Genomic DNA, 25,550 nt, shown 5'->3' on the forward strand with positions numbered 1-25,550 from the left:
CCCGGACGAGCGAACTTCACTGCCCCTGCGGCCAGCGCACGTGCGCGTCGTGCTCGGGGTGCTTGCGCAGGTACGCCGCGATGAACGGGCACAGCGGCACGATCGTCTTGCCGCGCTGCACCGCGTCCTCGATGGCCGCCTTGGCGAGCTTCGAGCCGAGGCCCTGGCCGGAGAACGCGTCGTCGATCTCAGTGTGCGTGAAGATCACGTTGTCGCCGCGCTCGCGGTACTCGGCGAACCCGCCCAGCTTGTCCTCGACGAAGATCTCGTAGCGGCTCTTCTCTTCGTTCCGCGTGACCACGGCGTCTCCTAACCGACGGGGGCGGGCTTCTTGGTCAAGTTGATCAGGAGCTTGGTGCACCAGTCCAGCAAGGCTTCGTCACGCAGCGCGGGCGCGCCCATCCGCCCGCCCGCCGGGCCTTCGGTCGGCTTGGGCACCGTCACCATCCGCATCGCGGCCTTGTAGTTCGCCTTCGGGTACAGCCGCTTCAACCGGACCATCTGCGAGTCCATCAGCTCCAGCGGCGCGAAGCGGATGTTGTTGCCCTGTGCGGAAACCTCGGTGACGCCCGCGGAGCGGCACACGTGCCGGAACCGCGCCACCGCGAGCAGCCGCTGCACCGGAGCGGGCGGCTGGCCGTAGCGGTCGATCAGCTCCTCCTCGACCGCGCGCAGCTCGTCGTCGTCCACCGCGGCCGCGATCTTGCGGTAGGCCTCCAGGCGCAGCCGCTCGCCGGGGACGTAGTCGTGCGGGATGTGCGCGTCCACCGGCAGGTCGACGCGGACCTCGCGCAGCTCCTCCTCCTCGGCGGGCGCCTCGCCGGCGCTGCGGCGGAACACGTCGACCGCCTCGCCGACCAGCCGCACGTACAGGTCGAACCCGACGCCCGCGATGTGCCCGGACTGCTCGGCGCCGAGGATGTTCCCGGCGCCGCGGATCTCCAGGTCCTTCATCGCGACCGCCATGCCCGCGCCCAGCTCGGTGTTCTGCGCGATCGTCGCGAGCCGGTCGTGCGCGGTCTCGGTGAGCGGGCTCTCCGGCGGGTACAGGAAGTACGCGTAGCCGCGCTCCCGCCCGCGCCCGACGCGGCCGCGCAGCTGGTGCAGCTGTGCCAGCCCGAGCAGGTCGCCGCGCTCGACGATCAGCGTGTTCGCGTTCGAGATGTCCAGGCCGGTCTCCACGATCGTGGTGCAGACCAGCACGTCGTACTCGCGCTCCCAGAAGCCCTGGATGATCTTCTCGAGCTTCTCCTCGTTCATCTGGCCGTGCGCGGTGACCACCCGCGCCTCGGGCACCAGCTCGCGGATCCGGCGCGCCGCCTTCTCGATCGAGGACACCCGGTTGTGCACGTAGAAGACCTGGCCGTCGCGCAGCAGCTCACGGCGGATGGCGGCGGCGACCTGCTTGTCGTCGTACGCGCCGACGTAGGTCAGGATCGGGTGCCGGTCCTCCGGCGGGGTCAGGATCGTGGACATCTCGCGGATGCCGGCCAGCGACATCTCCAGCGTGCGCGGGATCGGCGTTGCCGACATGGTCAGCACGTCGACGTGCGTGCGCAGCGCCTTGATGTGCTCCTTGTGCTCGACGCCGAACCGCTGCTCCTCGTCGACGATGACCAGGCCCAGGTCCTTGTACCGGATGCCGGTCTGCAGCAGGCGGTGCGTGCCGATCACGATGTCGACCGTGCCGTCGGCGAGGCCGGCCAGCGTCGCCTCCGCCTCGATCTTGTCGGTGAACCGGGACAGTCCCTTGATGGTCACCGGGAACGACGCCATCCGGCCGGCGAACGTGTTCAGGTGCTGCTGGGCCAGCAGGGTGGTCGGCACCAGCACCGCGACCTGCTTGCCGTCCTGCACCGCCTTGAACGCCGCGCGCACGGCGATCTCGGTCTTGCCGTAGCCGACGTCACCGCAGATGACGCGGTCCATCGGGACACCGCGCTCCATGTCCGCCTTGACCTCGTCGATCGCGGCGAGCTGGTCGTTGGTCTCGGTGAACGGGAACGCGTCCTCCAGCTCCCGCTGCCACGGCGTGTCCTGGCCGAACGCGTGCCCGGGCGAGGCCTGGCGGGCGGCGTAGAGCTGCACCAGCTCGGCCGCGATCTCCTTGACCGCCTTGCGTGCCTTGGCCTTGGTGTTCTTCCAGTCCGAGCCGCCCAGCTTGTTCAGCGTGGGCAGCTCGCCGCCGACGTAGCGGGACACCTCGTCGAGCTGGTCGCTCGGCACGTACAGCCGGTCGCCGGGGTGGCCGCGCTTGGACGAGGCGTACTCCAGCACCAGGTACTCGCGGGTGGCGCCGCCGACGGTGCGCTGCACCATCTCCACGAACCGGCCGATGCCGTGCTGGTCGTGCACCACGTAGTCGCCGGGCTTGAGGGCCAGCGGGTCGACCGCGTTGCGGCGGCGCGACGGCATCTTCGTGCCCAGGTCGCGCGTCGCCGAGCCGGCGGTGGCGCCGCGGCCGGTCAGGTCGGCCTCGGTGAGCACGACCAGCCGCAGCTCGGGCGCGACGAACCCCTCGGCGAGGCCACCGCAGGCGACCGTCACGAAGCCCGGCGCGGGCTGGTCGAGGAGGCCGTCCGCCGCGTGCGTCGCGGAGATTCCGGCGGTGGACAGCTGCTCGACGGCGCGGGCCGCGGTGCCGTGCCCGGCCACCACGAGCACCGCGGTGCCGTCCGCGGCCAGGTGCGCCCGCAGGTCGGTGACCGCGCGCTCCAGGTCGCCGCGGTAGGCGGGCGAGGCCTCCACGCCGATCCGGATGACGTCCGCGTCCTCGCTGGTCAGCTGCGACAGCGTCCACCACGCCCGGCCGGTCTCGCCGGCGTGCTTGGCGACCTCTTCCAGGTTGCGGTACGCCGACGCCCCCAGGTCGATCGGCGCCTGACCCCCGCCTGCGGCGGACATCCACGACGCCTCGAGGAACTCCTGGCCGGTGCGCACCAGGTCGGCTGCGCGGGCGCGGATCTTCTCCGGGTCGGCCAGCACGACGTGCGTGCCCTCCGGCATCGCGTCGGTGAGCAGCTCCAGCTCGCCCTCGCACAGCACCGGGATGATGGCCTCCATGCCCTCGACCGGGATGCCGCCCGCCAGCTTGGTGAGCATCTCGGCCAGCTGCGCGTCGGCCTCGTACTGCTCGGCCAGCTCGCCGGCGCGGGCCTTCACGTCCGGCGTGAGCAGCAGCTCCCGGCACGGCGGGGCGTAGACGGAGGACAGCTCGCCGGGCAGCGACCGCTGGTCCGACACCGCGAACGCCCGCACCTCGCTGACCTCGTCGCCCCAGAACTCGACGCGGTACGGGTGGTCGGCCGTCGGCGGGAAGACGTCCAGGATGCCGCCGCGGACGGCGAACTCGCCGCGCTTCTCGACCATGTCCACGCGGGTGTAGGCCAGCTCGACCAGCCGCTCCAGCAGCGGCTCGAACTCCTCCTCCTCGCCGACGCGCAGCTCGACCGGCGCGAGGCTGCCCAGGCCCGGCGCCATCGGCTGGATCAGGCTGCGGACCGTGGCCACCACCACGCGCGGAGCGCGGTCGGTGTGCAGGCGGTGCAGCACGTCCAGGCGGCGGCCGACGGTGTCCGCGCGCGGCGAGAGGCGCTCGTGCGGCAGCGTCTCCCAGGACGGGAAGTCGGCCACCGCGTCGGCGCCGATCAGGCTCGCCAGCGCGGCCGTCAGCTCCTCCGCCTCGCGGCCGGTGGCGGTGACGGCCAGCACCGGGCGGCCCGCCCCGGCGTCGGACGCCAGCGCGGCGACCACCAGCTGGCGGGTGGCCGTGGCGCCGGAGAGCTCGAGCAGGGGCGCGCCGGCCCGCTCGATCACCGCGCGCAGGGCGGGATCGGGCAGGACGGCGGAGAGCAGGCCGGACAACTGCGGGTCGGACACGAAAACGATCTCCCTGGAGCACGCGGGCACACCCCTGCCCGGGCTGGCGGAGGGATCAGGGGCTCTCGTGTTCCAGGGTACGTCGCAGGGGCGACAAAATTTCGGCGAGTCCCGCGAGCTGGTGGTCGATGTCCCGCGGGTCGAGCGCCGCGATGCGCAGCAGGATGTGCCGGGCCCCGGCCTCGGCGAAGCGCCTGAGCTGGGCGATCACCTCGTCCGGGCCGCCGGTGATCATCACCTGGACCTTTCCCACCCAGTCGAGTGGCGCCTGGTAGGTGGCCTGGCAGTACTCCTCCAGCGCCGCCGTGCCCCCGCCGAGGTGGACGGTCGCGAAGAGGGCGGGCGTGACGTCGCGGCCCTGCTCGCGGATGGTGGCCAGGCCGCTCGCGTAGTCGGCCGGGTCGGGCGGGTACGGCAGCCAGCCGTCGTACAGCTTCCCGGCGCGGCGCAGCGCGGCCGGCGTGATGCCGCCGAGCCACACCGGCGGGCCGCCCGGCTGGGCGGGGCGCGGCACCTCGGGCAGCCAGTCGTAGTGCAGGACCTTGCCGTGGAAGGACTCCGGGTGGCCGGTCCACAGCTGCTTCCACAGCGTCACGGTGTCGTCGAGGTACGAGAAGCGGGTCTTGAAGTCCACGCCGACCAGGTCGAACTCGTGCTCGCTGCGGCCGGGGAACCCGGCGCCGACGCCGAGGATCAGCCGACCGCCGGAGACGAGGTCGAGCGAGGAGAGCGTGAGGGCGGCCTGCGCGGGGTGGCGGTAGGCGGGGATGAGGGTCGCGGTGCCGAGCCGCACGGTTTCGGTGGCCTGCGCGACGGCGGTGAGCAGGGTCAGCGGCTCGACCCGGGCGCGCGACAGCGAGTCGCCCGCCCAGACCGAGTCGAAGCCGAGGCGCTCGGCGCGCACGGCGATGTCCACGATGTCGGCGACCGTGCCGCCGGCCGCGAGCTGGGCCTGCCCGGCGGGCAGGAGAAGTCCGATCTGCATGCCCTCACGCTTTCGCCGGGGCGCGCTGGCGACAATTCCCGCCGGGGAATGATCAGGCGGGCCCGCCCGGCCCGATCTCGAACGCCTGCCGCACCGGCAGGTCGGGCTGCTCGGTCTCCACGACCTCCACCAGCTCGTCGGGCAGCACGCGCGGCGGCAGCTCGCCGAACCGCGCGAACCGGAGGAAGGCCAGCTCTTCGTCCGTGAACCGCTCGGGCACCAGACACCTCCAGTCGGTCATTCCCCGCGGGGAATGGCGGGCGACGCGCTCCCGGTAGTAAGCATGCGGGGTGACGACGGCTTTCGGAAGTGCCCTCAAGGACTGGCGCACCCGGCGGCGCCTGTCCCAGCTCGAACTCGCCCTCCGCGCGGGCACCACCCAGCGGCACGTCAGCTTCATGGAGAGCGGCCGGTCGGTGCCGGGGCGCGGCATGGTCGTGCGCGTGGCCGAGTCGCTGCAACTGCCGCTGCGCGAACGCAACGCGCTCCTGCTCAGCGCCGGGTACGCCCCGACCTACCCGGAGACCGACCTGTCCGATCCGGCGCTGCGCCCGGTGCTCGACGCGCTGGAGCGGCTCCTCGACGGGCACGAGCCGTACCCGGCGATCGTGGTGGACCGGTTCGGCGACCTGGTCGCGACCAACAAGGCCGCCGACATTCTCACCGAGGGCGCCGCGCCGGAGCTGCTCGAACCGCCGGTCAACGTGCTGCGCCTGGCCCTGCACCCGCGCGGGATGGCGCCGCGCATCGGGAACTTCGACGACTGGGCCCGCCACGTGCTGGAGCGGCCGCGGCAGGAACACGCGAAGGCCCCGCACCCCCGGCACGCCGAACTGCTCGCCGAGCTGGAGGGCTACCTGCCCGGGCCGCCGAACCTGGACGCCGACCACCTCGGGTTCGCCGTGCCGCTGGTCCTGCGCACCTCCCGCGGCGAGATGCGGCTGCTCACCGCGATCACCACGTTCGCCACCGCGGTCGACGTGACGGTGTCGGAGCTGCGCCTGGAGACGTTCCTGCCCGCCGACGACGAGACCGCGCACATCCTCACCCGATGAGCGACCCGCCCGCCTTGCCCACCAGCAGCGCGGCCACCACCCACACCACCGCCGCGGCCATGCTCACCAGCAGGAACCGGGGGTACGGCACCGCCGCGGCGCCGGCCACCCGCGGCATCAGCGTCCGCGCCCCGGCGAGGAACCGCGCCGCGAACACCGCCACCACCCCGTACCGCGCGATGCGCGACTCGACCCGGCGCCAGCGGGCCGACGTGATCCGCCGGCCCAGCCTGCGCCCCTCCAGGTAGGCCAGCTGGTCGCCGAACACGGCCGCGGCCGCGACGACCGCCATCGCCAGCCACAGGTCGACGGTGCCCTGCCCGGCGAGGAAGCCGACGAGCAGCAGCGTCGACAACGTCGGCAGCACGATCCCCGGCAGCAGCGCGGTTTCCGCGGCGATCACCGCCGCCGCGACCAGGTAGACCAGCGCGGGCGGAAGGGTGGCGATGGCGTCGATCACGGCGTCACGACCGCTCGGTGCACGAAGGCGGGCGGCAGGTTGCCCCACACCACCCGGCTGCGGCCGACGAACCCGAACCGCCGGGCGAGCGCGGCTTCGAACCGCCTGGCGGCGGGCAGCCACGCGGCGTGCAGGTAGGCGAAGGTCGCGAACCGCCCGCCCGGCGCGAGGACCTCGCCGACCTGGTCGAGAACGCGCTCCTGCCGGGCGCGCGGGAACAGCGCCCACGGCAGCCCGGACACAACGATGTCGGCGGTGCGCACGTGCCGGGCCAGGTCCTCGGCCGATCCGGTGATCACCTCGACGCCCGCGTGCCGCCGCGCGAGCGCGCCGGCCAGCCGCGGGTTGACCTCGACGGCCGTCAGCCGCGCGCCGGGTCCCAGCCGGGCGAGCAGGGCTTCGGTGAACACCCCGGTGCCGGGCCCGAGTTCGACGACGTGCGCCGCGCGCTCCACGCCGATCCCCGCGACCATGGCCGCCGCCAGGCGCCGTGAGCTGGCCGCGATCGCGCCGGTGTGCGCGGGGGCACGGAGGAATTCCCTGGTGATGGACATGTCTCCGACGCTAGGAACGCCACCGCCCGGCCACCTCGGCATCGCGGCCGCACGTTCTCCTCCTCCAGCAGGAGATCGCGGTGGGACGATCGGGACATGGAGATCACCACCTGGTACCTGGAGCAGACGGACCCGGCCGCGATCCGGCCGTCCGCCGCGCCGGACGAGCCGGTCGCGATCAGCCGGGCCGAGGTGCCGAGCCCGGAGTTCAACCGCTTCCTCTACACCACCGTCGGCGGCGACTGGCAGTGGACGGACCGGCTCGGCTGGGACCGGCAGCGGTGGCTGGACCTGCTGGCGCAGCCCGGTTACGAGACCTGGGTGGCGTACCTGCGCGGCACACCGGCCGGATACGCCGAACTGGACGGCACCAAGCCGGGCGAGGTGGAACTGGCCTACTTCGGGCTGCTGCCCGCGTTCACCGGCCGCGGGATCGGCGGGCACCTGCTGACGGTGGCGCTGCGGCGGGCGTGGGACCTGCCGGAGCGCTGGCCGGGGGCGGAGCCGACCAGGCGCGTGTGGGTGCACACCTGCACGCTCGACGGGCAGCCCGCCGCGCTGGCCAACTACCAGCGGCGGGGCCTGACGATCTACCGCACCGAAACCCGCGATCAAGACCCGGACTTCACCGGACACCGGGCACAATGACCCCATGCGCCGCATCGGGGCCGTACTGCTCGCCGTCCTCGCCGTCACGGCTTGCTCGTCTTCGCCCGCACAGGACCTGCCGTCGACCCCGGCCACCGTCGCCGCGCCCACCACGGTCAGCGGGCAGAGCCTCGCGCTGAAGGTGGACGTCGTGACCGGCGGGCTGCAGCACGGCTGGGACGTCGGCTTCCTGCCCGGCGGTTCGATGCTCGTCACCCAGCGGCCGGGGCGGCTCGCGCTGGTGCGCGGCACCGCGGTCACCCAGGTCCAGGCCGACTTCTCCGACGTGTGGGCGCGTGGCGAGGGCGGTCTGATGGGGATGGTCGTGCACCCGGACTTCGCCGCCAGCCGCCGGTTCACCACCTGCCAGACGCACCAGGAGGGCGGCCGCGCGGTCGACGTCCGTCTGGTGACCTGGACGCTGTCGGCGGACGAGCGCAGCGCGACGAAGGTGCGCGACCTGCTGACCGGGCTGCCGGTCAACCAGAGCGGCCGCCACTCCGGGTGCCGCCCGGAGATCGCCGCGGACGGGGCGCTGCTCATCGGCACCGGCGACACCGCGCGGCCGGACGTGTCGCAGGACCGGCACAGCCTCGGCGGCAAGGTGCTGCGCATCGACCTGAACACGGGTGCGCCGCTGCCGGACAACCCGTTCATCTCCTCGGCCGACCCGAACGAGCAGCGGATCTACAGCTTCGGGCACCGCAACATCCAGGGCGTGGCGGTGCGCCCGGGCACCGGCCAGGTCTTCGTGGGCGAGCACGGGCCGACGTTCGACGACGAGATCAACCTGATCCGCGCCGGCGGCAACTACGGCTGGGACCCGTCGCAGGGCGGCACCGTCGACTCCTACGACGAGGACGTGCCGATGACGGACCTGCAGCGGTTCCCGGACGCCGTCCGGCCACTGTGGACCTCCGGGGACATCACCGAGGCGATCTGCGGCGCGGCGTTCGTGTCCGGGCCGCAGTGGGGCGCGCTGGACGGCAGGCTGGCCGTGGTCGCGCTCAAGGGCCAGAAGATGCTGATGTTCACGGTGGACCCGGCGGGCGCGGTCACCGAGGTCTACCTGCCCGCCGAATTCGACGACACCTACGGCCGGCTGCGCGCGGTGCGCAGCGGCCCCGACGGCGCGCTGTACGTGACCACGTCGGACGGCAACGACGACAAGCTCCTGCGCATCACGCCCGCTGCTTGACGCGCGACGGCCGGTTGCTCAGCAGGTAGCCCGCCCCGATGACCACCGCCACGATCGGCGTGACGTAGAGGGCCACCCGGGTGTCCTCGCCGAACCCGAGCAGCACCACGACCAGCGCGAGGAACGCCAGCGCCAGGTACCCGGTCCACGGCGCGCCCGGCATGCGGAACTCCGACGCGGGCAGCTCGCCGCGGTCGCTGCGGCGGCGGTAGACCAGCTGGCACACCACGATCACGCCCCACGTCCACAACACCCCGACGGTGGCGACGCTGGTGATGTAGGCGAACGCCTTCTCCGGCACGACCGCGTTGATCAGGATGCCGGCCGCCATGACGATCGCGGACGCGGTGATGCTCGCCGCGGGCACCTGCCGCTTCGACAGCTTGCCGAACGCGGCGGGCGCCGACCGGTGCACGGCGAGGGTGCGCAGCATCCGGCCGGTCGAGTAGATGCCCGAGTTGCACGAGGACAGTGCCGCCGTCAGCACGACGAACTGGATGATCCCCGCCGCGCCGTGGATGCCGACCGCGTCGAAGGCCCGCACGAACGGGCTCTCGCCGCCGTGGAACTCGGTCCACGGCACCAGCGACAGCAGCACCACCAGCGCGCCGACGTAGAACACCCCGATCCGCACCATCACGCTGTTGATCGCCTTCGGCAGCACGACCCGCGGGTTCTCCGCCTCGCCCGCGGTCAGCCCGATCAGCTCGACGCCGAGGTAGGCGAACATGACGCTCTGCAGCGCCAGCAGCGCGCTGCCCGCGCCGTGCGGCAGGAACCCGCCGTCGCTGACCAGGTGCGCGAACGTCGCGTGCTCACCGGCGGGCCCGATCCCGAACACGATGACCGCGAGGCCGAGCACGATCGCCCCGACGATCGTCACGACCTTGATCATCGAGAACCAGAACTCGAACTCGCCGAACACCTTGACCGAGATCAGGTTGGCCAGGAACAACAGCCCCAGCACGACCGCCGCGGTGACCCACTGCGGGATGTCCGGGAACCAGTACTGCACGTAGATCCCGGCAGCGGTGATCTCGGCCATCGCGGTGACCACCCACATCAGCCAGTACACCCAGCCGGTGGCGAACCCGGCGAAGCGGCCGACGAACTCCTCGGCGTAGTCGACGAAGCTGCGGGACACCGGCCGGTACATCAGCAGCTCGCCGAGCGCGCGCATGATCAGGAAGATGACCACGCCCGCGACGGCGTATGAGGCGATCAGCGCGGGCCCGGACGTCTCGATCGCCGCACCCGCCCCGAGGAACAGGCCGGTTCCGATCGCGCCGCCGATCGCCATCATGCTGATCTGGCGGTTCTTCAGGCCCCTGGCGTAACCCTCGTCGGTTCCCTGGTCGCTCATACCCCTCCCGTCCACGGCTGGTCCAGACCCTAACGACGGAGTTCGGGCGCGGAAGCTTGGGTGGATTTGTAATGGTCGAAATCTGATGGTAGTTTTCGACTATGCCACGTCGCGCACTGGAGAACCCGCTGGTACTGGCGGTACTCGGCCTCCTGCTGGAGTCGCCGATGCACCCGTACCAGGTGTTCACGGAGCTGCGTGCCCGCAGCGCGAGCGCCATCAACCGGGGCACGCTGTACGACGTCGTGGAGGCGATGGCCGCGGCGGAGTGGATCACGCCGCAGGGCACCGAACGCAGCGGCAACCGGCCGGAACGGACCGTCTACGCGCTCACCGGCGCCGGCCGCGACGAGCTGGTCCGCAGGCTGGACAGCCGGATCCGCGAGCCGAAGCGGGAGTTCCCCGAGTTCCTCGGCGCGATCGCCTACGTCGGCGCGCTCGGGCCGGACGGCGCCGCGGCCGCGCTGACCGAGCGCGCGCAGCGGTTGTCCGAACGCGCCGACGCCGACCAGGAGCGGCTGGCCGCGGTGCTGGACAGCGGCGTGCCGCGTCTGCACGTCATCGAAGCCGAGTACGCGCTCCACCAGACCCGCGCGGAGATCGCGTGGGTGGAGAACCTCGTCGCCGAGATCCGCGGCGGCGCCCTGACCTGGCCCGGAAAGGACTGAGCATGCTCTTCGGCATCTACCCCGGCGGTGTCACCGGGACCGACTCCGGCGAACTGGCGGGCGGTCCGCCCGACGACCCCGTGCGGATCCGGGAAGCGCTGACCGCGTTGCGGGGCGGAGGCCCGCTCCTCGTCCGCGCCTACCTCGGGTTCGACGACTCCACTTCGGACGGTCCACACGAGACGCTGACCCCGGCGGACGCGGCGCAGTACACCGGCGACGGCCGCGTGCTGGACCTCGTCGCGCAGTACCAGTCCGCGAGCGGGGACGTGGACGGCTACCGCGCGTTCGTGCGGCGGCTGGTCGAGCAGTACGGCGCGGTGACCGGCACGCTGCAGATCGCCGAGGAGCCGAACGTGCCGGACAACCCGGTGCTCGACGGCTACTACCCGCGCGTGATCGACGCGATTGTCGCCGGGGTCGCCGAGGCCAAGGAGCGGGCGGCCGGACTCGGGCACGATCTGCGGGTCGGCTTCAACACCACCCCGCTGTTCGGGCCGGGCGCGTCGTTCATCGCGGACCTCGCGAAGGCGGGCGGCGCCGAGTTCGTGCGTCAGGTGGACTACGTGGGCCTGGACTTCTTCCCGGACGTCTTCCAGCCGGTCGCGGCGGCGGAGCTGCCCGCGGCGGTGGCGGGCCTGCTGCGCCACCACCGCGAGAACGTCCTCGCGCCGGCCGGTTCGGGGACGTCCCGCTGCACATCACCGAGCACGGCTGGCCGACCGGGCCAGGCCGCTCCGCCGAGCGGCAGGCCGAGGTGGTGGAGGCCGTCGTCCGCGCTGCCGCCGACGCGGGCGTGAGCTGCTACACCCACTTCGCGCTGCGGGACGCGGACAGCGCGAACCCCGGCCTGTTCCACCAGTTCGGCCTGCTGCGGGACGACTACACGGCCAAGCCCGCCTTCGACACCTACCGGAAGCTGATCGCCGAGTTCACCAGGTGACGGGCAGTTCGTGCACGCCATAGATGTTCATGTCGGTCCGCAGCCGCACCTCGTCCGCCGGGACGGCGAGCCGGAGGTCCGGGAAGCGGCGCAGCAGCCCGGCGAACCCGGCGCGCATCTCCAGCCGGGCCAGCTGCTGGCCGAGGCACTGGTGGACGCCGTGGCCGAAGGCCATGTGCCCGCGGGCGTTGCGGTGCACGTCCAGCTCGTCCGGTTCGTCGAAGCGGCGGGGGTCGCGGTTGGCGGACAGCAGCGAGACGACGACGGTCGACCCCTTGGGGATCGTCTCGCCGCCGACTTCGACGTCCTCGGTGGCGTAGCGGTAGAAGACGTCGGCGACGGACAGGTACCGCAGGAGTTCCTCGACGGCGCCCTGCACCAGCTCCGGGTTCGCACGCAGTTCGGCCATCTGCGCGGGGTGCTCCAGGAGCGCGAAGGTGCCCAGGCCCAGCATGTTCGCCGTCGTCTCGTGCCCGGCGAGCAGCAGCAGGAAGGCGATGCCGGTCAGTTCCTCGATGCTGAGGTCGTCCTGCCGGGCCAGGTCGGACAGGATGTCCTCGCCGGGCTCGGCGCGCTTGCGGGTGACAAGTTCGGCCAGGTAGCCGGTGAGCGCGCCGACGACGGCGATCTTCTCCTCCAGCTCGATGTCCTTGACCATGAACCGCGCCGCGTTGTGCTGGAACGTCTCCCGGTCCTCGTACGGGACGCCGAGCAGCTCGCAGATCACCAGCGACGGCACCGGCAGCGCGAACTCCTTGACCAGGTCGACTGGCGGGGTGAGCCGCGCCATCTGGTCCAGGTGCCGCTCGGCGATGTCGTTGATGTGCTCTTCGAGCTGTTTCATGCGCTTGACGGTGAAGGCGCCGGTGAGCCTGCGCCGCAGCCGGGTGTGGTCCGGCGGGTCCATCGAGATGAACAGGCCGGGCATCTGCGGGGACGGCTCGGTCTGCTCCGGCATGCCCGGGGTCGGGTACGGCACGTGGATGATGTCGAGGTCCAGGCGGGAGCTGAACCGGGTGTCGGCCAGCACCTGCCGGACCTCGTCGTAGCCGGTGACCAGCCAGCCCTCGTGGCCGTCGGGGAAGACCAGCGGGCAGACCGGGCGGGACTCGCGCAGCCGGGTGAACCCGGTGGGCGGGTCAAAGGGGCCGGCGTCGCGGTCGGTGGGGAGTCCGTTCGGGATGGGAACCGTCTGAGTCACCGGGGATCCTTTCGTGGCGGTTGCTGGGACCCACCATCACGGCCGGCGCTGACACCCGGCTGACACGGCTCTGACACGCATCAGGCCCGAGGGCGGTCCGCGAGCTTGAGCCACACGACGCCGGCGATGATCACCGTGAGCCACAGCGCCTTGGCCGGCGTGAGGGTCTCGTCGAAGAACACCGGGCCGAGCACGGCGGCTCCGGCCGCGCCGATGCCGGCCCAGACCGCGTAGCCGATGCCCACGTCGATGCTGCGCAGGGCGAGGCTCAGCGCGAAGAGCGTGAGCAGGAAGAAGACGACCGCGACGAGCGACCAGGAGAGCACGGTGAAGCCCTGGCTGCCGCCGACGGACAGGGCGTAGCCGACTTCGAAGGCGCCGGCGAGCAGGAGGACGGGCCAGGCGGCGGCGGGCGCGGTGGACGTGCGGCGCGCCATCACGCGGCTCCGCTCAGCTGGAGGCCGACGACGCCGGCGATGACGGCGGCGATGCCGAGCGCCTTGCGCCAGTCGAGGCGCTGACCGAACAGGACGACGCCGAGGACGACGATCCCGACGCCGGCGACGGAGGTCCAGATCGCGTAGCCGACGCCCACGTCGAAGGTCAGCAGCGCCAGGCTGAGGAGGTAGGTGGCGATGCCGCCGCTGACCAGCGTGGCGGCGGTCCAGGCGGGCCGGGTGAAGCCCTGGGCCTTGCCTGCGGAGATGGCGACCGCGATCTCGAAGAGAACGGCGACGCCGAGGTAGAACCAGTGCACGGAGGTTCCTTTCACGGAGTTTGGCTGTGCACCGCACATCGTGAAACTTCACACCGGTGTCAATTGCAAGAATGGGGAGCGGCGGACGGTCTGGAGGAGGGCTCATGCGCATCGGGGAGCTGGCGGAGGCCACCGGGGTCAGCACGCGGTCGCTGCGGTACTACGAGGAACAGGGGCTCATCCGCTCGTCACGCACGCCCGGCGGGTGGCGCGACTTCGACAGCTCGATGGTCGAGCGGGTGGTCCTGATCCAGCACCTGTTCGCGGCCGGCCTGTCCAGCGCCACGGTCAACGAACTGCTCCCCTGCCTGGAGGCCCCGCCCGAGGAGCGCAACGGCGTGCTGGAGGAGCTGCTCGCCGAGCAAGCCGAACGCCTGGAAGCCAAGCGACGCGAGATCGAGCGCGAGCTGGACATCCTGCGCGCACTGCGGAAGGAGACGGCCCTGCCCGGCCACGCCGCCTGATCAACGGCCCGGCACCTCACACGCCGCCAAGGAGCGCAACGGCGCGGGAGAAGGTGCCCACCCACGCCACCCGATCAACCGCCCGGCCCCTCACACGCCGCCAACCCCGCACCCGCCCGCACCCGTTCCACGTGGTCACCCGAGGTCCGGGCCAGCACCTCGAACCGCCTGATCAACGACCCGGCCCCTCACACGCCGCCAAACCCGCACCCGCCCGCACCCGTTCCACGTGGTCACCCGAGGTCCGGGCCAGCACCACCTCGAACTGCTCCCGCGCCCCAGACACGTCCGCGACCGCGAGCAGGCTCGCGCCCAGCCGGTTGCGGATCTCCAGCTCCAGCTGCGGCCGGGTCCGCTCGGTGACCAGCGCGAAAGCCCTCCGCTGCAGCTCCAGCGCCGCCTCCGCGTTGCCGAGCCCGGACTCCGCCGCGCCCCACATCGACAGGCAGTCGGCGGTCAGCGCGATGTCCCCGGCCTCCTCGGCGGCCCCCGCGGCCCGGCGCAACGCGCCCACTGCTTCCGCGTGCCGTCCGACCGCCAGGTGGAACTTCCCCAGGCTGCCCACCGCCATCGCCACCGCCCGCGGCCGCCCGATCTTCTCGCCGAACGCGACCCCCTGCTCCAGGCAGGCGCGGGCCTCGTCGAACCGGCCGAGCCGCAGGTGGGTCAGGCCGATGTTGGCGACCGCCATCCCGCACAGGAACGGGTCGTCCAGCCTGCGCCCCAGCTCGTGGGCCTCGTGCAGCAGGGCGAGCGCCTCGCCGGTGTCGCCGCACGCCACCGCGAGCGTGCCGAGGCCGCAGAGCGCGCGGGCCTCCTCCCGGCGGTCCCCGGCCTGCCTGCTGATCCGCAGCGCCTCGTGCAGCCACGGGCGGCTCCGCTCGTAGCGGCCCTGCATGCCCTCCGCGACCCCGAACCCGAACCGCACCGCGGACCGCATCCGCCGGTCGGCGCACTGCTCGGCGAGCGGGAGCGCGATCTCCAGCGCCGCGCGGCACTCGTCGTAGCGGCCCTGCCGGACCAGGTACTCGACGAGCCCCTCGGCGATCCAGCACGCGTAGTCCGCTTCCCCGGACTCCGCCGCGTAGCGGACGACGTCCGGCAGCTCGCCGCCTGCCGAGTCGAGCCAGCCCGCCGCGTCCGCCCAGCCGGTGAATGGCACGTCGTCCACTGGCGGACCGCTCGACGGGTCGTGGACGCCCCAGTCGCTCGCGATCCGCGCGGCGGCCGCGTACAGCCGCAGCACCCCGCCCCTGGCCGCGGGCTCGTCCGCGCCCAGCCGCCGCGCGAACACCGCCACCAGGTCGTGCAGCCGGTAGCGCCCGGGGGCCGGCTGCAGCAGCAGGCTCGCGTCCACCAGGCGTTCCAGCGAATCCCCCGCCACCGGTTCGGGGAGCCCGAGCATCGCGGCCACCGCCCGCGCGTCGAACTCGACCGTCGGCACCAGCCCGAGCACCCGGAACGTGCGCTGCTCGGCGGCCGCGAGCTGGCGGTAGGACAGCCGCAGCGCCGCCTCGACGCCGTGGTCCTCCGCGGTCAGCTCGCCCAGCCTGCGCGAGTCGTCGGCGAGCCGGTCCACCAGGTGCTCGACGGTCCACATCGGACGGTTCTGCAGCCGGGCGCCCGCGATCCGCAGCGCCAGTGGCAACCCGCCGCACAACCGGACCAGCTCGCGCACCGCGCCGGACTCCCGCCCGACCCGCTCGGCGCCGACGACCCGGCGCAGAAGTCCTTCCGCGGCAACGGCATCGAGCACGTCGAGCGACACCCGGCGGTCGGCGGGCAACCCGGTCAGCCGTTGCCTGCTCGTCACCAGCACCGCGCTGCCCGCGCCGGAGGGCAGCAACGGCCGCACCTGCTCGGCGCTCTTCGCGTCGTCGAGCACCAGCAGCAGCCGCGAGGACGCGGTCGCCGACCGCCAGGTCGCGGCCAGCTCGTCGACGTCCGGCCCGACCGGCCCGGTGTCGACGCCGATCGCCCGCAGCAGCCGGGCCAGCGCGTGCGCCGGGCGCAGCGGCTCGTGCCCCTCGGTGTGCCCGTGCAGATCCAGGTGCAGGCAGCCGTCCGGGAAGTCCGGACGCAACACGTGGGCGGCGCGGAGGGCGAGTGCGCTCTTGCCCGCGCCCGCGACGCCGTCGACCGCGATGACGGTCACCAGCTCCGGGTCGCCCGGCTCGACGAGCCGCGCCAGCTCGTCCGCACGCCCGGCGAGTTCACCGCCGTCCGCGGGCAACTCGTTGCGGGGCGGGCGTTTGCGCGTGACGCCGAGCGCGGTGTCGTCACCCCGCAGCACCGCCTGCTGCACCCGGCGCGGTTCGGCGCCCGGCTCCACGCCGAGGTCGTCCACGAGGCGGCGGCGCAGCCCGGTGAACACGGCCAGCGCGTCCGCCCGCCGTCCCGCCGCGTACAGCGCGCGCATCAGCAGCGCGGCCAGCTCCTCGTGGTGCGGGTGGACGCCGGCGAGCGCGGACAGCTCGTCGATCACCTCGCCGTGCCGTCCCAGGCGCAGCTGCCACCCGGCCTTCCCGAGCTGCAGCGCGATGCGGCGTTCGGTGAGCCGGAGCCGGTGCCCGTCGAGGAAGGGGCCGGGCAGCCCGGTGAGCGGCTCACCGTCGAACAGGTCCAGCGCGTCCGCGGCGGCGCGCACCGCGACGGCGAGATCACCGGCACGCTCGGCGGCCGCGGCCTCGGCCGCGATCCGGTCCAGGGTCGCGGTGTCCACCTCGGCGGCCGCCCCCACGAACCGGTAGCCGCTGCTGTCGCGGGCGATCACGGCGTCCGCGGGTTCGTCTTCACTCGCGCGCAGGCACTTGCGCAACCGGTGGACGTAGACCGGCACCACGCGGCGGCCGGTGCCCGGCGGTTCGAGGCCCCACACATCGTCGAGGAGCTCACCGGCGCCGACCACCACGTCCGGGCGCAACACGAGCGCGGCGAGCAGGGCTTTCTGCCGGACCGGGCCCAGATCGAGGGGCTGATCGCCGCGCCAGGCCCGGAGCGGGCCGAGCACACTCAGCCGGAGCCGGCCCCCACTCACCACACCGCCCCCAACGCCGTGCTGTCGACTCGTGGCGCAGTGTAGCGGGAATCCGGTCAGTCCAGGCGCAGTTTGGGCTTGTGCTCCAGGTGCGACAGCCCGTTCCAGGCCAGGTTGACCAGGTGCGCGGCCACCTCGTGGCGCTTGGGGCGGCGGGCGTCGAGCCACCACTGCCCGGTCAGGGCGACCATCCCGACCAGCGCCTGGGCGTAGAGCGGCGCGAGCTTGTCGTCGTAGCCGCGTGCGTCGAACTGCTGCGCCAGGATGTGCTCCACCTGCATCGCGATGTCGTTGAGCAGCGTGGAGAACGTGCCGGAGGCGCTGGCCACCGGCGAGTCGCGGACGAGGATGCGGAAGCCGTCGTGCGACTCCTCGACGTAGGCCAGCAGCGCGCCGGCCGCCTGCTCGAGCATCGCCCTGGGGTGCCCACCGTGCAAAGTGGACACCATCCGGTCGAGCAGGGACTGGGTCTCGCGGTCGACGACGACGGCGTAGATGCCTTCCTTGCCGCCGAAGTGCTCGTAGACCACGGGTTTGGAGACGTTCGCCCGGTGGGCGATCTCCTCGATGGAGGTGCCGTCGAAGCCCTTCTCGGCGAAGAGCTTGCGGGCGACGTCGAGCAGTTGCTGCCGGCGTTCCGCGCCCGTCATCCGGACGCGGGGCACCGGCCCCGGAGGCCGCACCCCGGTGGCCTCACGCTTCGCTCGACGTCGTCCCGCCACCCGGAGAGACTATTCCGACGACAGACGCGCCAGGCGCTGCGGGGTGGGCCAGCGCACGTTGTGCACCCACCCGAGCTTCTCGAACGCCCAGATCACGCGGGCCGAGATGTCGATCTGGCCGCGCTTGACACCGTGCCGCGCCGAGGTCGGGTCGGCGTGGTGCAGGTTGTGCCAGGACTCGCCGAAGGACAGGATCGCCAGCGGCCAGAAGTTGGCCGACTTGTCGCGCGCCGCGAACGGCCGCTCACCGATCATGTGGCACACCGAGTTGACCGACCACGTCACGTGGTGCAGCACGCACACCCGGACCAGCCCGGCCCAGAAGAACGCGGTGACCGCGCCCCAGAACGACCAGGTGATCAGGCCGCCGAGAAGGGCCGGCAGCGTCAGCGTGAGCAGCGTCCACAGCCAGAACAGCTCGTCGACCTTCTTGATGGCCGGGTCCTTGAGCAGGTCCGGGGCGAACCGCTCGGCGTTGCTCGTGTCCCGCTCGAACAGCCAGCCCATGTGCGCGTGCCAGAAGCCCTTGGCGATGGCCAGCGGCGAGGTGCCGAACGCCCACGGCGAGTGCGGGTCGCCGTCGCGGTCGGAGAAGGCGTGGTGGCGGCGGTGGTCGGCGACCCAGGTGATGACCGGGCCCTGCACCGCGAAGCTGCCTGCGATGGCCAGCACCACGCGCAGCCACGGCTTGGCCTTGAACGAGCCGTGCGTGAAGTAGCGGTGGTACGAGACGGTGATCCCGAGCCCGCTGATGACGTAGAAGGCGATGAACAGCCCGACGTCCACCCAGCTCAGTCCCCACCCCCAAGCGAACGGCACGGCGGCGATGAGCGCGGCCAGCGGGAGTATCACGCCGAGGTAGACCGAGAACTGAACACCGGCGCCTCGCTGACCGGCGATGACCGGTTTCGGGCCCTTGGTCTGAGGTGGTTCCATTACCGGAGTGGATGTCATGCGCAACACTTCTTCCTACCTGGGCAAACCCTGAGAAAGGTCGTCCTAACCTACGTTTCCGTAAGTTACGGTACAGGAGGTTTTGCCCCCTGGGGAGCCGTTCAAACCTCGGACACAACCCCAGGACTGGCGCGGTTTTTCGACGTCGCTATCCTGACCAGGCACGATCCGCCGTGGTGTAATTGGCAGCACCTCAGATTTTGGTTCTGATAGTTCAGGTTCGAGTCCTGGCGGCGGAGCTGCCGTGCCCTACCCCGACGTGCCCGAAGGGGGTGCGCCACGCTGCAAGGCGAGAGCAGACCGAAGACCAGGCGGCCGGCACTGGCCGAGCTCTCCGATGCCTGGCTGGCCGGGCGCGCCCGGGAACTGATCGCCGCCGTGCAGCACACGGAGCACGGCGAGCAGCTCGAGATCGTCCGGACGATGGACGAGCTCCTCGACGAGGCCCAGCGCCGGGGTGAGCCGGTCCTGGTCTCCCAGCTCCTCCGCGCGGCGTCGCTGGGCAGGCTCGTCACCCGCGGTCTCGCCGTCGAAGCCGAGCCGCTGCTCGACGAGATGCTGGCCCACACCCGCCGCCACGGCCTCGCGTTGTTCCGCGCCGACGCCCACGCCCTGCGCGGCCGCCGCCTGGTGCTGGCCAAGCAGGAGGACGCGGCGCTGACCGAGATCGCCAGGGCGCTGGCGATCCTGGACGATTCGAACACGCCGGACATGCACATGTCGCGCCGGGAGTGGGCCAAGGCCCAGTCCAGCGCGCTGCTGGACTGCTGGATCGTGCTCAACCAGCTGGGTGTGTACGAGGCGGCCGAGGAGGTCATCGCGAGGGCCCACCAGGCCATCCGGGAGACCGCCGGTCCGCACGAGATCACGCTGCAGCTGATGAACCGCATCAAGATGCTGCTGGGCTGGGGCCTGCGGCTGGAGCGGGTCGCGCGGCACGAGGAGGCGGCCGCGAAGTTCAGCACGGCCGCCTCGATGGCCGTCGCGGTCGAGGCCCCGTTCGCCGAGTCGCTGTTCCCGCGGAAGATCGGCGTGGCCGCGGTCGACCAGGTGGGCGTGCTGGCGGCCGCCCTCGCGCTGGCCGCGCCGGAGCCGGCGCACGTCGACCGGCTGCGGCGGTTGCTGATCGAGCCGGGCTACCCGCACGAGCAGGTGATCGTCACGATCGCGCTGGCCCGCTGCCTGGAGCAGGGAGGCCAGCACGACGACGCGCTGAAGGCGCTGCACGCCACGAAGCTAACCCTCGCCGAGGACAACTCGATGCCGTCGATGAACCTGCACCTGATGCGGGAGATCGCGCGGCTGGACAGCGACGCCGACAGCGAGTCGTCGCGGGCGCTGGCGGAGTACTCGGCCGCGCTGGAGGTCGAGCTGTGGCACATGCGGGAGTCGCAGCTGGCGACCCTGGACACGCGCCGCGAGCACGAGCGGCTGTCCGCGCAGCACGGCGCGATCAGCCAGCAGGCGCTGCAGGACCCGCTGACCGGCCTGCCCAACCGGCGCGCGCTGGACGAGCACCTGCGCACGCTGTCCGCGTCGACCACGGCCCAGCCGCTCGCGGTCGCGCTGATCGACCTGGACGGCTTCAAGGGCGTCAACGACCAGCACTCGCACGCCGAGGGCGACGACGTGCTGCGCGTGGTCGCCTCGACGCTGCGGGACGCGTTGCGCGGTGACGACATCGTGGCCCGCTACGGCGGGGACGAGTTCGTCGCGCTGCTGCCCGGCGCGCCGGTCTCGGCGGCCAAGCAGGCGCTGGGCCGGGCGGTCACCGCGGTCGACTCGCTGCCCCACCACCTGTCGCACGGGGTAACCCTTTCGGTGGGGCTGGTGTCGCTGCGCCCGCAGGAGCGGGCCGACCAGGTGCTCGCCCGCGCCGACGCCGCGATGTACCAGGCGAAACGCGGCGGCGGGAACCAGGTCGCGACGGCCCAGTCGACGGCGGGCGAGTCCCTTATCGCAGAGGCGGAACCCGGCTCCGAGGGCGACCCACAGCCGGCTGCCAGGCAGGACACGTAGGATCGGGCCCCGCCACCACCCGTCCCGTATTCGTTGGGAGTGCCGTGACCGGCCCGCTGAGCACTGTCATCCTCGCCGCGGGCGAGGGCACCCGGATGCGTTCGAACACCCCGAAGGTGCTGCACCCGCTGGCCGGGAGGCCGCTGGTCGAGCACGCCGTGCGGGCCGCAGCCGGGCTTTCGCCGGACCACCTGGTCGTCGTCGTCGGGCACGGCCGGGAGGCCGTCACCGAGCACCTGGGCAAGGTCGGCGAGGCGCTCGGGCGGCCCGTCGCGACCGCGGTGCAGGAGAAGCAGAACGGCACCGGCGACGCGGTTTCGTGTGCTTTGTCCATTCTGCCGGAAGGACTTTCGGGCACAGTTCTCGTCAGCTACGGCGATGTCCCGTTGCTGGACACCGAGACCATGGCCGCGCTGCTGGCCGAGCACCGCGAGAACGGCCACGCGGTCACGGTTCTGACGTCCGTGGTCGCCGACCCGACCGGTTACGGCCGGATCGTGCGCGACGCGGCCGGCGCGGTCACCGCGATCGTCGAGCAGAAGGACGCGTCGCCGGAGCAGCTGGAGATCGACGAGATCAACTCCGGCGTCTACGCGTTCGACGCGGCCGTGCTGGCCGACGCGCTGACCCGGCTGTCCACCGACAACGCACAGGGCGAGCTGTACCTGACCGACGTGCTGGCGATCGCCCGCGGCGACGGCCGTGGCGTCGGCGCGCTCGTCGTGGACGACCCGTGGCTGACCGAGGGCGTCAACGACCGCGTCCAGCTCGCCGCGATCGGCGCGGAGCTGAACCGCCGCCTCGTGCAGCGCTGGCAGCGCGCCGGGGTGACCGTGGTCGACCCGGCGTCGGTGTGGCTGGACGTGGACGTCGAACTGGCCCGTGACGTCGTGATCGAGCCGGGCGTGCAGCTCAAGGGCGGCACGAAGGTCGGCGAGGGCGCGGTGATCGGGCCGGACACCACGCTCACCGGCGTCACCGTCGGCGCCGGCGCCCAGGTGGTCCGCGCGCACGGCTACGACTCCGAGATCGGCGCGGGCGCGAGCGTCGGCCCGTTCGCCTACCTGCGGCCGGGCACCAAGCTGGGCGACAAGGGCAAGATCGGCACGTTCGTCGAGACCAAGAACGCCGACATCGGCACCGGCACCAAGGTGCCGCACCTGACCTACGTCGGGGACGCGACGATCGGCGAGTACAGCAACATCGGCGCGTCCAGCGTGTTCGTCAACTACGACGGCGTGCGCAAGCACCACACCACCATCGGTTCCCATGTCAAGACCGGATCGGACAACATGTTCGTCGCGCCGGTCACCGTTGGTGACGGTGCGTACTCGGGCGCTGGCACTGTGATCAGGCGGAACGTCCCGCCGGGGGCGCTGGCGGTGTCGACTGGACCACAGCGCAATATTGAAGGCTGGGTGCCCCGGCGCAGGCCGGGTACTCCAGCGGCGGAGGCGGCTCAGGCTGCGCTCGCCGCGCAGGAAAACAAGGAAGAGACCGAGCGGGAGTCGTCTGATGAGTCCTAAGTCCGGCACGCCGAAGAAGAACCTGATGCTCTTCTCCGGCCGCGCACACCGGGAACTCGCGGAGGAGGTCGCTGAGCACCTCAACGTGACGATCACCCCGCAGACGGCGCACACGTTCGCCAACGGCGAGCTGTTCGTGCGTTTCGAGGAGTCGGTCCGCGGCACGGACGCCTTCGTCATCCAGAGCCACACCACGCCCATCAACGAGTGGGTGATGGAGCAGCTGATCATGGTGGACGCGCTCAAGCGCGCCAGCGCCAAGCGCATCACCGTGGTCATGCCGTTCTACCCGTACGCGCGGCAGGACAAGAAGCACAAGGGCCGCGAGCCGATCTCGGCCCGGCTGATCGCCGACCTGTTCAAGACCGCGGGCGCCGACCGGATCATGACGGTCGACCTGCACACCGCGCAGATCCAGGGCTTCTTCGACGGACCGGTGGACCACCTGTTCGCGCAGACCCTGCTGGCAGATCACATCAAGAAGACCTACGGCGACGCCGACATCGCCGTGGTCTCGCCGGACTCCGGCCGCGTGCGGCTGGCCGAGAAGTGGGCCGCCCAGCTGGGCGACCGGCCGATCGCGTTCATCCACAAGACGCGTGACCCCGACAAGCCGAACCAGGCGGTGGCCAACCGCGTCGTCGGCCAGGTCGAGGGCAAGCTGTGCATCCTGGTGGACGACATGATCGACACCGGCGGCACGATCGTGAAGGCCACCGATGCGCTGCTCGCCGAGGGTGCCGCGGACGTCGTCATCGCGACCACGCACGGCATCCTCTCCGACCCGGCCACCGAGCGGCTGTCCAACTGCAAGGCGCGCGAGGTCATCGTCACGAACTCGCTGCCGATCGCGCCGGAGAAGCGGTTCCCGAACCTGACGGTCCTGTCGATCGCGCCGCTGCTGGCGGAGGCGATCCAGCAGGTGTTCGAGGACGGCTCGGTCACCAGCCTGTTCGACGGCAACGCCTGAGTTCTCGCCCGGCCCTTCCGCCGCTGGCGAAACCGGCGGCGGAAGGGCTTTTTCCTGCCTAGCGTCACGGGCATGAACGACTACCGCTTCGGTGTTTCCCTGCGGTTCCTGACCGGGCGCGACGACTGGGCGGCCAAGTGCCGTCGCGCCGAGGAGCTGGGCTACGACACCATCACCATCCCCGACCACCTGGGCATGCCCGCGCCGTTCCCGGCGCTGGTCGCCGCCGCGCAAGCCACCGAGCGGGTGCGGGTGGGGCACATGGTGCTCAACGCGCCCTTCTACAACCCGGTGCTGCTGGCGCGGGAGGTCGCCTCGACCGCGCTGCTCACCGCCGGACGGCTGGACGTCGGGCTCGGGTCCGGGCACATGAAGTCCGAGTTCGACGACGCCGGGCTGCCGTTCGCGCCGCCTGCCGAGCGGATCAAGCACCTGGCCCGGACGATCGAGGTGCTGCGGGACCGCCTGGACGACGCGCCGCCGCTGCTGATCGCGGGCAACAGCGACGGGGTGCTGCGGCTGGCGGCGGAGCACGCGGACATCGTCGGGTTCGCCGGGTTGAAGCACGCGCGCGGCTACCCGCTGGGGACGTTCGACCTGGCTTCCGCCGCGGAGCTGGACGACCGGGTCGGGTTCTTCCGCGAGCGGGCCGGCGATCGGCAGGTGCAGCACAACATGCTGATCCAGAACGTCGTGGTGGCCGACGACCCGGTTCCGGCGCTGGAGGAGTGGCTGGCCGGGGTGCCGTCGGAGCTGGGCTGGTCGGCCGCCCGGCTGGTGGACGCGCCGCAGATGCTGGCCGGGACGCCGGAGCAGATCGCGGCGAAGATCCGGGCGATGCGCGAGCGGTACGGGTTCACGTACTTCACGGTGTTCGAGATGGCGATGGAGGAGTTCGCGCCGGTGATCCCGCTGCTACGGGCCTAGCTCGGCGGCGATGTCTCGGTTGAGCGCGCCGGGGTCGACGAGGGCGACGGGTTCGGCGGTCACCGACGGCGCGGCCTGCAGCCTGGTCGCGCCGTCGGCCCGGGGCAGCGTGAACTTGACCGAGCAGGAGACGTCGGCGGCGGTGTCCAGCGGGAGGACGACCTCCCGCGCGCAGGTGCGGGTGCCGAGGGCGTCGGAGGTGACAGCCGAGGTGAGGCTGACGCGCGCGGCCGCCCCGGGGGCCGCGCCGAGCAGGCGGTTGTCGACGCGGACGGTGTCCGTGCAGGCGCCGCCGGCCGTGCAGCGGAGTTCGTGGTCGGTGACCCTGGCGGCGACGACCGGTCCGGCGATGAGGGGCTGCCCGAGTTCGGCCACCCCTTCGTCGAGGCGTTCGCGCAGGCCGGGCAGGTGCACGTCGCCGAGGGCGATCTCGTGCGGCCCGAACTGGCCGGCGATGGGCCCGAGGAAAGCGGGCGGGAAGCTGAGCACGCGGTGGGGCGAGGTGGCGGTGACGCGCAGACCGCCCAGGTCCAACGCGCCGCCCACTTGGACGGGCAGCACGCCCACGGGCAAGGCGGCCCGCAGCGCGGCGGCCACGACTTGGGGCGCCATGAGCCGCCCCGGGTCGAACGGCACCCCGCGGTCCGCCCTGGTCCACTGGGAGCCGAACCGCTCGGCGCGGGGCGCGGACATGCCCTGCCGCTGCCAGTAGGCCGGGGAGGCGCGGACGTAGAGCGAGTCACCCACCCGGAGGGCCCGCACGGTGTCGTCCTGGACCGGAACCTGCCCCTCGACGAGCCCACCCTTGGTGACGGTGAGGGTCGCACCAGGAACCCGATACGCGACGGCGGCTTCCCCGGCGAGGGCTGTGAGGGCCTCGTCGACGGCGGAGCGAGGATCCGGCGAGGCGGGCCGCTGGGGAGCCTCACAGGCGACGAGCAGGACGAGGACGAGCACCGCGAGACCGCGCAGGCGCATCCGGCCTCCTCGCTCACCAGTGGAACGGCAGTTCGTGAATGAGACGCACTTTCAGGTTCCGGAGTTCCTGAGGGGCCAAGCTGTCATCCGATCGGTTTACACCGCGCGCCAACCGCCGCCCGGAAACGCAACGAGAGCGGCCAACCCAACCAGACCTCCCCCGCCCCCGATCCACAGCCGATCTTTGGTCGCCGACCAGGGTTGTCAAGGCACGCTTTCCCGCCTTGACAACCCTGCTCGGC

The 25,550-nt window shown here is 72.2% G+C and carries 25 protein-coding genes and 1 tRNA gene; 12 read left to right on the forward strand and 14 right to left on the reverse strand.

The features are described 5' to 3' along the window. Window positions 1-16: 16 nt before the first annotated feature. Genes L2C96_RS11595 through L2C96_RS11610 form a run of 4 tightly spaced genes read right to left on the reverse strand, consistent with a single transcriptional unit; the run spans window position 17 to window position 5,084 of the window. A complete protein-coding gene (locus tag L2C96_RS11595) occupies window positions 17-301 on the reverse strand; it encodes a GNAT family N-acetyltransferase (RefSeq protein ID WP_237336135.1) in 285 nt (94 codons plus the stop codon). A gap of 8 nt (window positions 302-309) precedes the next feature. Then, complete coding sequence (gene mfd, locus L2C96_RS11600) at window positions 310-3,879, reverse strand: transcription-repair coupling factor (protein WP_372491199.1); 3,570 nt, start codon at window positions 3,877-3,879, stop codon at window positions 310-312. Window positions 3,880-3,934: 55 nt separating this feature from the next. Next, entirely contained in the window at window positions 3,935-4,864 is a 930-nt protein-coding gene (locus L2C96_RS11605) for an LLM class flavin-dependent oxidoreductase (protein WP_237336136.1), read from the reverse strand. Window positions 4,865-4,916: 52 nt separating this feature from the next. After that, the gene (locus L2C96_RS11610; protein ID WP_020419407.1) at window positions 4,917-5,084 is read right to left on the reverse strand and encodes a hypothetical protein; all 168 of its coding nucleotides are present in this window, start codon (window positions 5,082-5,084) and stop codon (window positions 4,917-4,919) included. A 70-nt stretch (window positions 5,085-5,154) separates the two neighbouring features. Here L2C96_RS11610 and L2C96_RS11615 point away from each other — a divergent pair, with 70 nt between their 5' ends. Beyond that, complete coding sequence (locus L2C96_RS11615) at window positions 5,155-5,919, forward strand: helix-turn-helix transcriptional regulator (RefSeq protein ID WP_237336137.1); 765 nt, start codon at window positions 5,155-5,157, stop codon at window positions 5,917-5,919. On the opposite strand, the gene L2C96_RS11620 is transcribed toward L2C96_RS11615, so the two are convergent. Continuing rightward, entirely contained in the window at window positions 5,909-6,379 is a 471-nt protein-coding gene (locus tag L2C96_RS11620) for a DedA family protein (protein WP_020419409.1), read from the reverse strand. The genes L2C96_RS11615 and L2C96_RS11620 overlap by 11 nt on opposite strands. After that, window positions 6,376-6,933: a class I SAM-dependent methyltransferase gene (locus L2C96_RS11625; protein WP_237336138.1), complete on the reverse strand. Its 558-nt coding sequence runs from the start codon at window positions 6,931-6,933 to the stop codon at window positions 6,376-6,378. Before L2C96_RS11625 ends, L2C96_RS11620 begins: the two co-directional genes overlap by 4 nt. A gap of 96 nt (window positions 6,934-7,029) precedes the next feature. Between L2C96_RS11625 and L2C96_RS11630 the strand changes: the two genes are divergently transcribed. Further along, complete coding sequence (locus L2C96_RS11630) at window positions 7,030-7,581, forward strand: GNAT family N-acetyltransferase (RefSeq protein WP_237336139.1); 552 nt, start codon at window positions 7,030-7,032, stop codon at window positions 7,579-7,581. A gap of 4 nt (window positions 7,582-7,585) precedes the next feature. Further along, the gene (locus tag L2C96_RS11635) at window positions 7,586-8,779 is read left to right on the forward strand and encodes a PQQ-dependent sugar dehydrogenase (RefSeq protein ID WP_237336140.1); all 1,194 of its coding nucleotides are present in this window, start codon (window positions 7,586-7,588) and stop codon (window positions 8,777-8,779) included. Here L2C96_RS11635 and L2C96_RS11640 read toward each other — a convergent pair. Continuing rightward, window positions 8,763-10,142 carry an amino acid permease gene (locus tag L2C96_RS11640; RefSeq protein WP_020419413.1) on the reverse strand — a complete coding sequence of 460 codons (1,380 nt, stop codon included), beginning with the start codon at window positions 10,140-10,142 and terminating at the stop codon, window positions 8,763-8,765. The two genes, L2C96_RS11635 and L2C96_RS11640, sit on opposite strands and share 17 nt — an antisense overlap. A gap of 101 nt (window positions 10,143-10,243) precedes the next feature. Between L2C96_RS11640 and L2C96_RS11645 the strand changes: the two genes are divergently transcribed. The 3 genes from L2C96_RS11645 to L2C96_RS11655 are packed head-to-tail and all read left to right on the forward strand — an operon-like array spanning window position 10,244 to window position 11,753. Further along, a complete protein-coding gene (locus L2C96_RS11645; protein WP_237336141.1) occupies window positions 10,244-10,810 on the forward strand; it encodes a PadR family transcriptional regulator in 567 nt (188 codons plus the stop codon). A gap of 2 nt (window positions 10,811-10,812) precedes the next feature. Further along, complete coding sequence (locus tag L2C96_RS11650) at window positions 10,813-11,610, forward strand: hypothetical protein (protein ID WP_237336142.1); 798 nt, start codon at window positions 10,813-10,815, stop codon at window positions 11,608-11,610. Continuing rightward, the gene (locus L2C96_RS11655) at window positions 11,607-11,753 is read left to right on the forward strand and encodes a hypothetical protein (RefSeq protein WP_237336143.1); all 147 of its coding nucleotides are present in this window, start codon (window positions 11,607-11,609) and stop codon (window positions 11,751-11,753) included. The genes L2C96_RS11650 and L2C96_RS11655 overlap by 4 nt, the downstream gene beginning before the upstream one ends. Here L2C96_RS11655 and L2C96_RS11660 read toward each other — a convergent pair. The 3 genes from L2C96_RS11660 to L2C96_RS11670 all read right to left on the reverse strand — a co-directional run bounded on the left by L2C96_RS11660 (window position 11,743) and on the right by L2C96_RS11670 (window position 13,711). Then, window positions 11,743-12,954 carry a cytochrome P450 gene (locus tag L2C96_RS11660; protein ID WP_237336144.1) on the reverse strand — a complete coding sequence of 404 codons (1,212 nt, stop codon included), beginning with the start codon at window positions 12,952-12,954 and terminating at the stop codon, window positions 11,743-11,745. The two genes, L2C96_RS11655 and L2C96_RS11660, sit on opposite strands and share 11 nt — an antisense overlap. A gap of 80 nt (window positions 12,955-13,034) precedes the next feature. Further along, window positions 13,035-13,391 (reverse strand): DMT family transporter, encoded by a 357-nt coding sequence (locus L2C96_RS11665; RefSeq protein ID WP_237336145.1) that lies wholly within the window; start codon window positions 13,389-13,391, stop codon window positions 13,035-13,037. Beyond that, a complete protein-coding gene (locus tag L2C96_RS11670; RefSeq protein ID WP_237336146.1) occupies window positions 13,391-13,711 on the reverse strand; it encodes a DMT family transporter in 321 nt (106 codons plus the stop codon). Before L2C96_RS11670 ends, L2C96_RS11665 begins: the two co-directional genes overlap by 1 nt. Before the next feature lie 104 nt (window positions 13,712-13,815). Between L2C96_RS11670 and L2C96_RS11675 the strand changes: the two genes are divergently transcribed. Continuing rightward, window positions 13,816-14,175, forward strand: a complete 360-nt coding sequence (locus L2C96_RS11675) for a MerR family transcriptional regulator (RefSeq protein ID WP_237336147.1) — start codon at window positions 13,816-13,818, stop codon at window positions 14,173-14,175. A gap of 172 nt (window positions 14,176-14,347) precedes the next feature. On the opposite strand, the gene L2C96_RS11680 is transcribed toward L2C96_RS11675, so the two are convergent. The 3 genes from L2C96_RS11680 to L2C96_RS11690 form a co-directional block, all read right to left on the reverse strand. Then, window positions 14,348-17,212: an AfsR/SARP family transcriptional regulator gene (locus L2C96_RS11680; RefSeq protein ID WP_237336148.1), complete on the reverse strand. Its 2,865-nt coding sequence runs from the start codon at window positions 17,210-17,212 to the stop codon at window positions 14,348-14,350. Between the two features lie 56 nt (window positions 17,213-17,268). Beyond that, a complete protein-coding gene (locus L2C96_RS11685) occupies window positions 17,269-17,862 on the reverse strand; it encodes a TetR/AcrR family transcriptional regulator (RefSeq protein ID WP_020419421.1) in 594 nt (197 codons plus the stop codon). A gap of 81 nt (window positions 17,863-17,943) precedes the next feature. After that, window positions 17,944-18,870, reverse strand: a complete 927-nt coding sequence (locus L2C96_RS11690) for an acyl-CoA desaturase (RefSeq protein WP_237336149.1) — start codon at window positions 18,868-18,870, stop codon at window positions 17,944-17,946. A 185-nt stretch (window positions 18,871-19,055) separates the two neighbouring features. Here L2C96_RS11690 and L2C96_RS11695 point away from each other — a divergent pair. The 5 genes from L2C96_RS11695 (at window position 19,056) to L2C96_RS11715 (ending at window position 24,330) form a co-directional block, all read left to right on the forward strand. Then, a tRNA-Gln gene (locus L2C96_RS11695) sits at window positions 19,056-19,127 on the forward strand. Between the two features lie 139 nt (window positions 19,128-19,266). Then, window positions 19,267-20,907: a GGDEF domain-containing protein gene (locus tag L2C96_RS11700; protein WP_237336150.1), complete on the forward strand. Its 1,641-nt coding sequence runs from the start codon at window positions 19,267-19,269 to the stop codon at window positions 20,905-20,907. Window positions 20,908-20,951: 44 nt separating this feature from the next. Continuing rightward, on the forward strand, window positions 20,952-22,433 hold the full coding sequence (gene glmU / locus L2C96_RS11705; RefSeq protein ID WP_237336151.1) for a bifunctional UDP-N-acetylglucosamine diphosphorylase/glucosamine-1-phosphate N-acetyltransferase GlmU: 1,482 nt from the start codon (window positions 20,952-20,954) through the stop codon (window positions 22,431-22,433). After that, a complete protein-coding gene (locus tag L2C96_RS11710; RefSeq protein ID WP_027936077.1) occupies window positions 22,423-23,403 on the forward strand; it encodes a ribose-phosphate diphosphokinase in 981 nt (326 codons plus the stop codon). The genes glmU and L2C96_RS11710 overlap by 11 nt, the downstream gene beginning before the upstream one ends. A gap of 72 nt (window positions 23,404-23,475) precedes the next feature. After that, complete coding sequence (locus L2C96_RS11715; RefSeq protein ID WP_237336152.1) at window positions 23,476-24,330, forward strand: TIGR03621 family F420-dependent LLM class oxidoreductase; 855 nt, start codon at window positions 23,476-23,478, stop codon at window positions 24,328-24,330. Here L2C96_RS11715 and L2C96_RS11720 read toward each other — a convergent pair. Then, the gene (locus tag L2C96_RS11720; protein ID WP_237336153.1) at window positions 24,319-25,308 is read right to left on the reverse strand and encodes a hypothetical protein; all 990 of its coding nucleotides are present in this window, start codon (window positions 25,306-25,308) and stop codon (window positions 24,319-24,321) included. The two genes, L2C96_RS11715 and L2C96_RS11720, sit on opposite strands and share 12 nt — an antisense overlap. Window positions 25,309-25,550: the final 242 nt, after the last annotated feature.

This window comes from Amycolatopsis tucumanensis (genome assembly GCF_021654135.1).
Taxonomy (GTDB): Bacteria; Actinomycetota; Actinomycetes; order Mycobacteriales; family Pseudonocardiaceae; genus Amycolatopsis_E; species Amycolatopsis_E tucumanensis.

Excerpts from the sequence above, each read along its gene's own strand:
- L2C96_RS11690 (WP_237336149.1), bottom strand. The coding sequence starts at position 18,870 with ATGGAACCACCTCAGACCAAGGGCCCGAAACCGGTCATCGCCGGTCAG.
- L2C96_RS11720 (WP_237336153.1), bottom strand. The coding sequence starts at position 25,308 with ATGCGCCTGCGCGGTCTCGCGGTGCTCGTCCTCGTCCTGCTCGTCGCC.
- L2C96_RS11710 (WP_027936077.1), top strand. The coding sequence starts at position 22,423 with ATGAGTCCTAAGTCCGGCACGCCGAAGAAGAACCTGATGCTCTTCTCC.
- L2C96_RS11640 (WP_020419413.1), bottom strand. The coding sequence starts at position 10,142 with ATGAGCGACCAGGGAACCGACGAGGGTTACGCCAGGGGCCTGAAGAAC.
- L2C96_RS11645 (WP_237336141.1), top strand. The coding sequence starts at position 10,244 with ATGCCACGTCGCGCACTGGAGAACCCGCTGGTACTGGCGGTACTCGGC.
- L2C96_RS11665 (WP_237336145.1), bottom strand. The coding sequence starts at position 13,391 with ATGGCGCGCCGCACGTCCACCGCGCCCGCCGCCGCCTGGCCCGTCCTC.
- L2C96_RS11625 (WP_237336138.1), bottom strand. The coding sequence starts at position 6,933 with ATGTCCATCACCAGGGAATTCCTCCGTGCCCCCGCGCACACCGGCGCG.
- L2C96_RS11715 (WP_237336152.1), top strand. The coding sequence starts at position 23,476 with ATGAACGACTACCGCTTCGGTGTTTCCCTGCGGTTCCTGACCGGGCGC.
- L2C96_RS11650 (WP_237336142.1), top strand. The coding sequence starts at position 10,813 with ATGCTCTTCGGCATCTACCCCGGCGGTGTCACCGGGACCGACTCCGGC.
- L2C96_RS11605 (WP_237336136.1), bottom strand. The coding sequence starts at position 4,864 with ATGCAGATCGGACTTCTCCTGCCCGCCGGGCAGGCCCAGCTCGCGGCC.
- L2C96_RS11635 (WP_237336140.1), top strand. The coding sequence starts at position 7,586 with ATGCGCCGCATCGGGGCCGTACTGCTCGCCGTCCTCGCCGTCACGGCT.
- L2C96_RS11685 (WP_020419421.1), bottom strand. The coding sequence starts at position 17,862 with ATGACGGGCGCGGAACGCCGGCAGCAACTGCTCGACGTCGCCCGCAAG.
- L2C96_RS11630 (WP_237336139.1), top strand. The coding sequence starts at position 7,030 with ATGGAGATCACCACCTGGTACCTGGAGCAGACGGACCCGGCCGCGATC.
- L2C96_RS11675 (WP_237336147.1), top strand. The coding sequence starts at position 13,816 with ATGCGCATCGGGGAGCTGGCGGAGGCCACCGGGGTCAGCACGCGGTCG.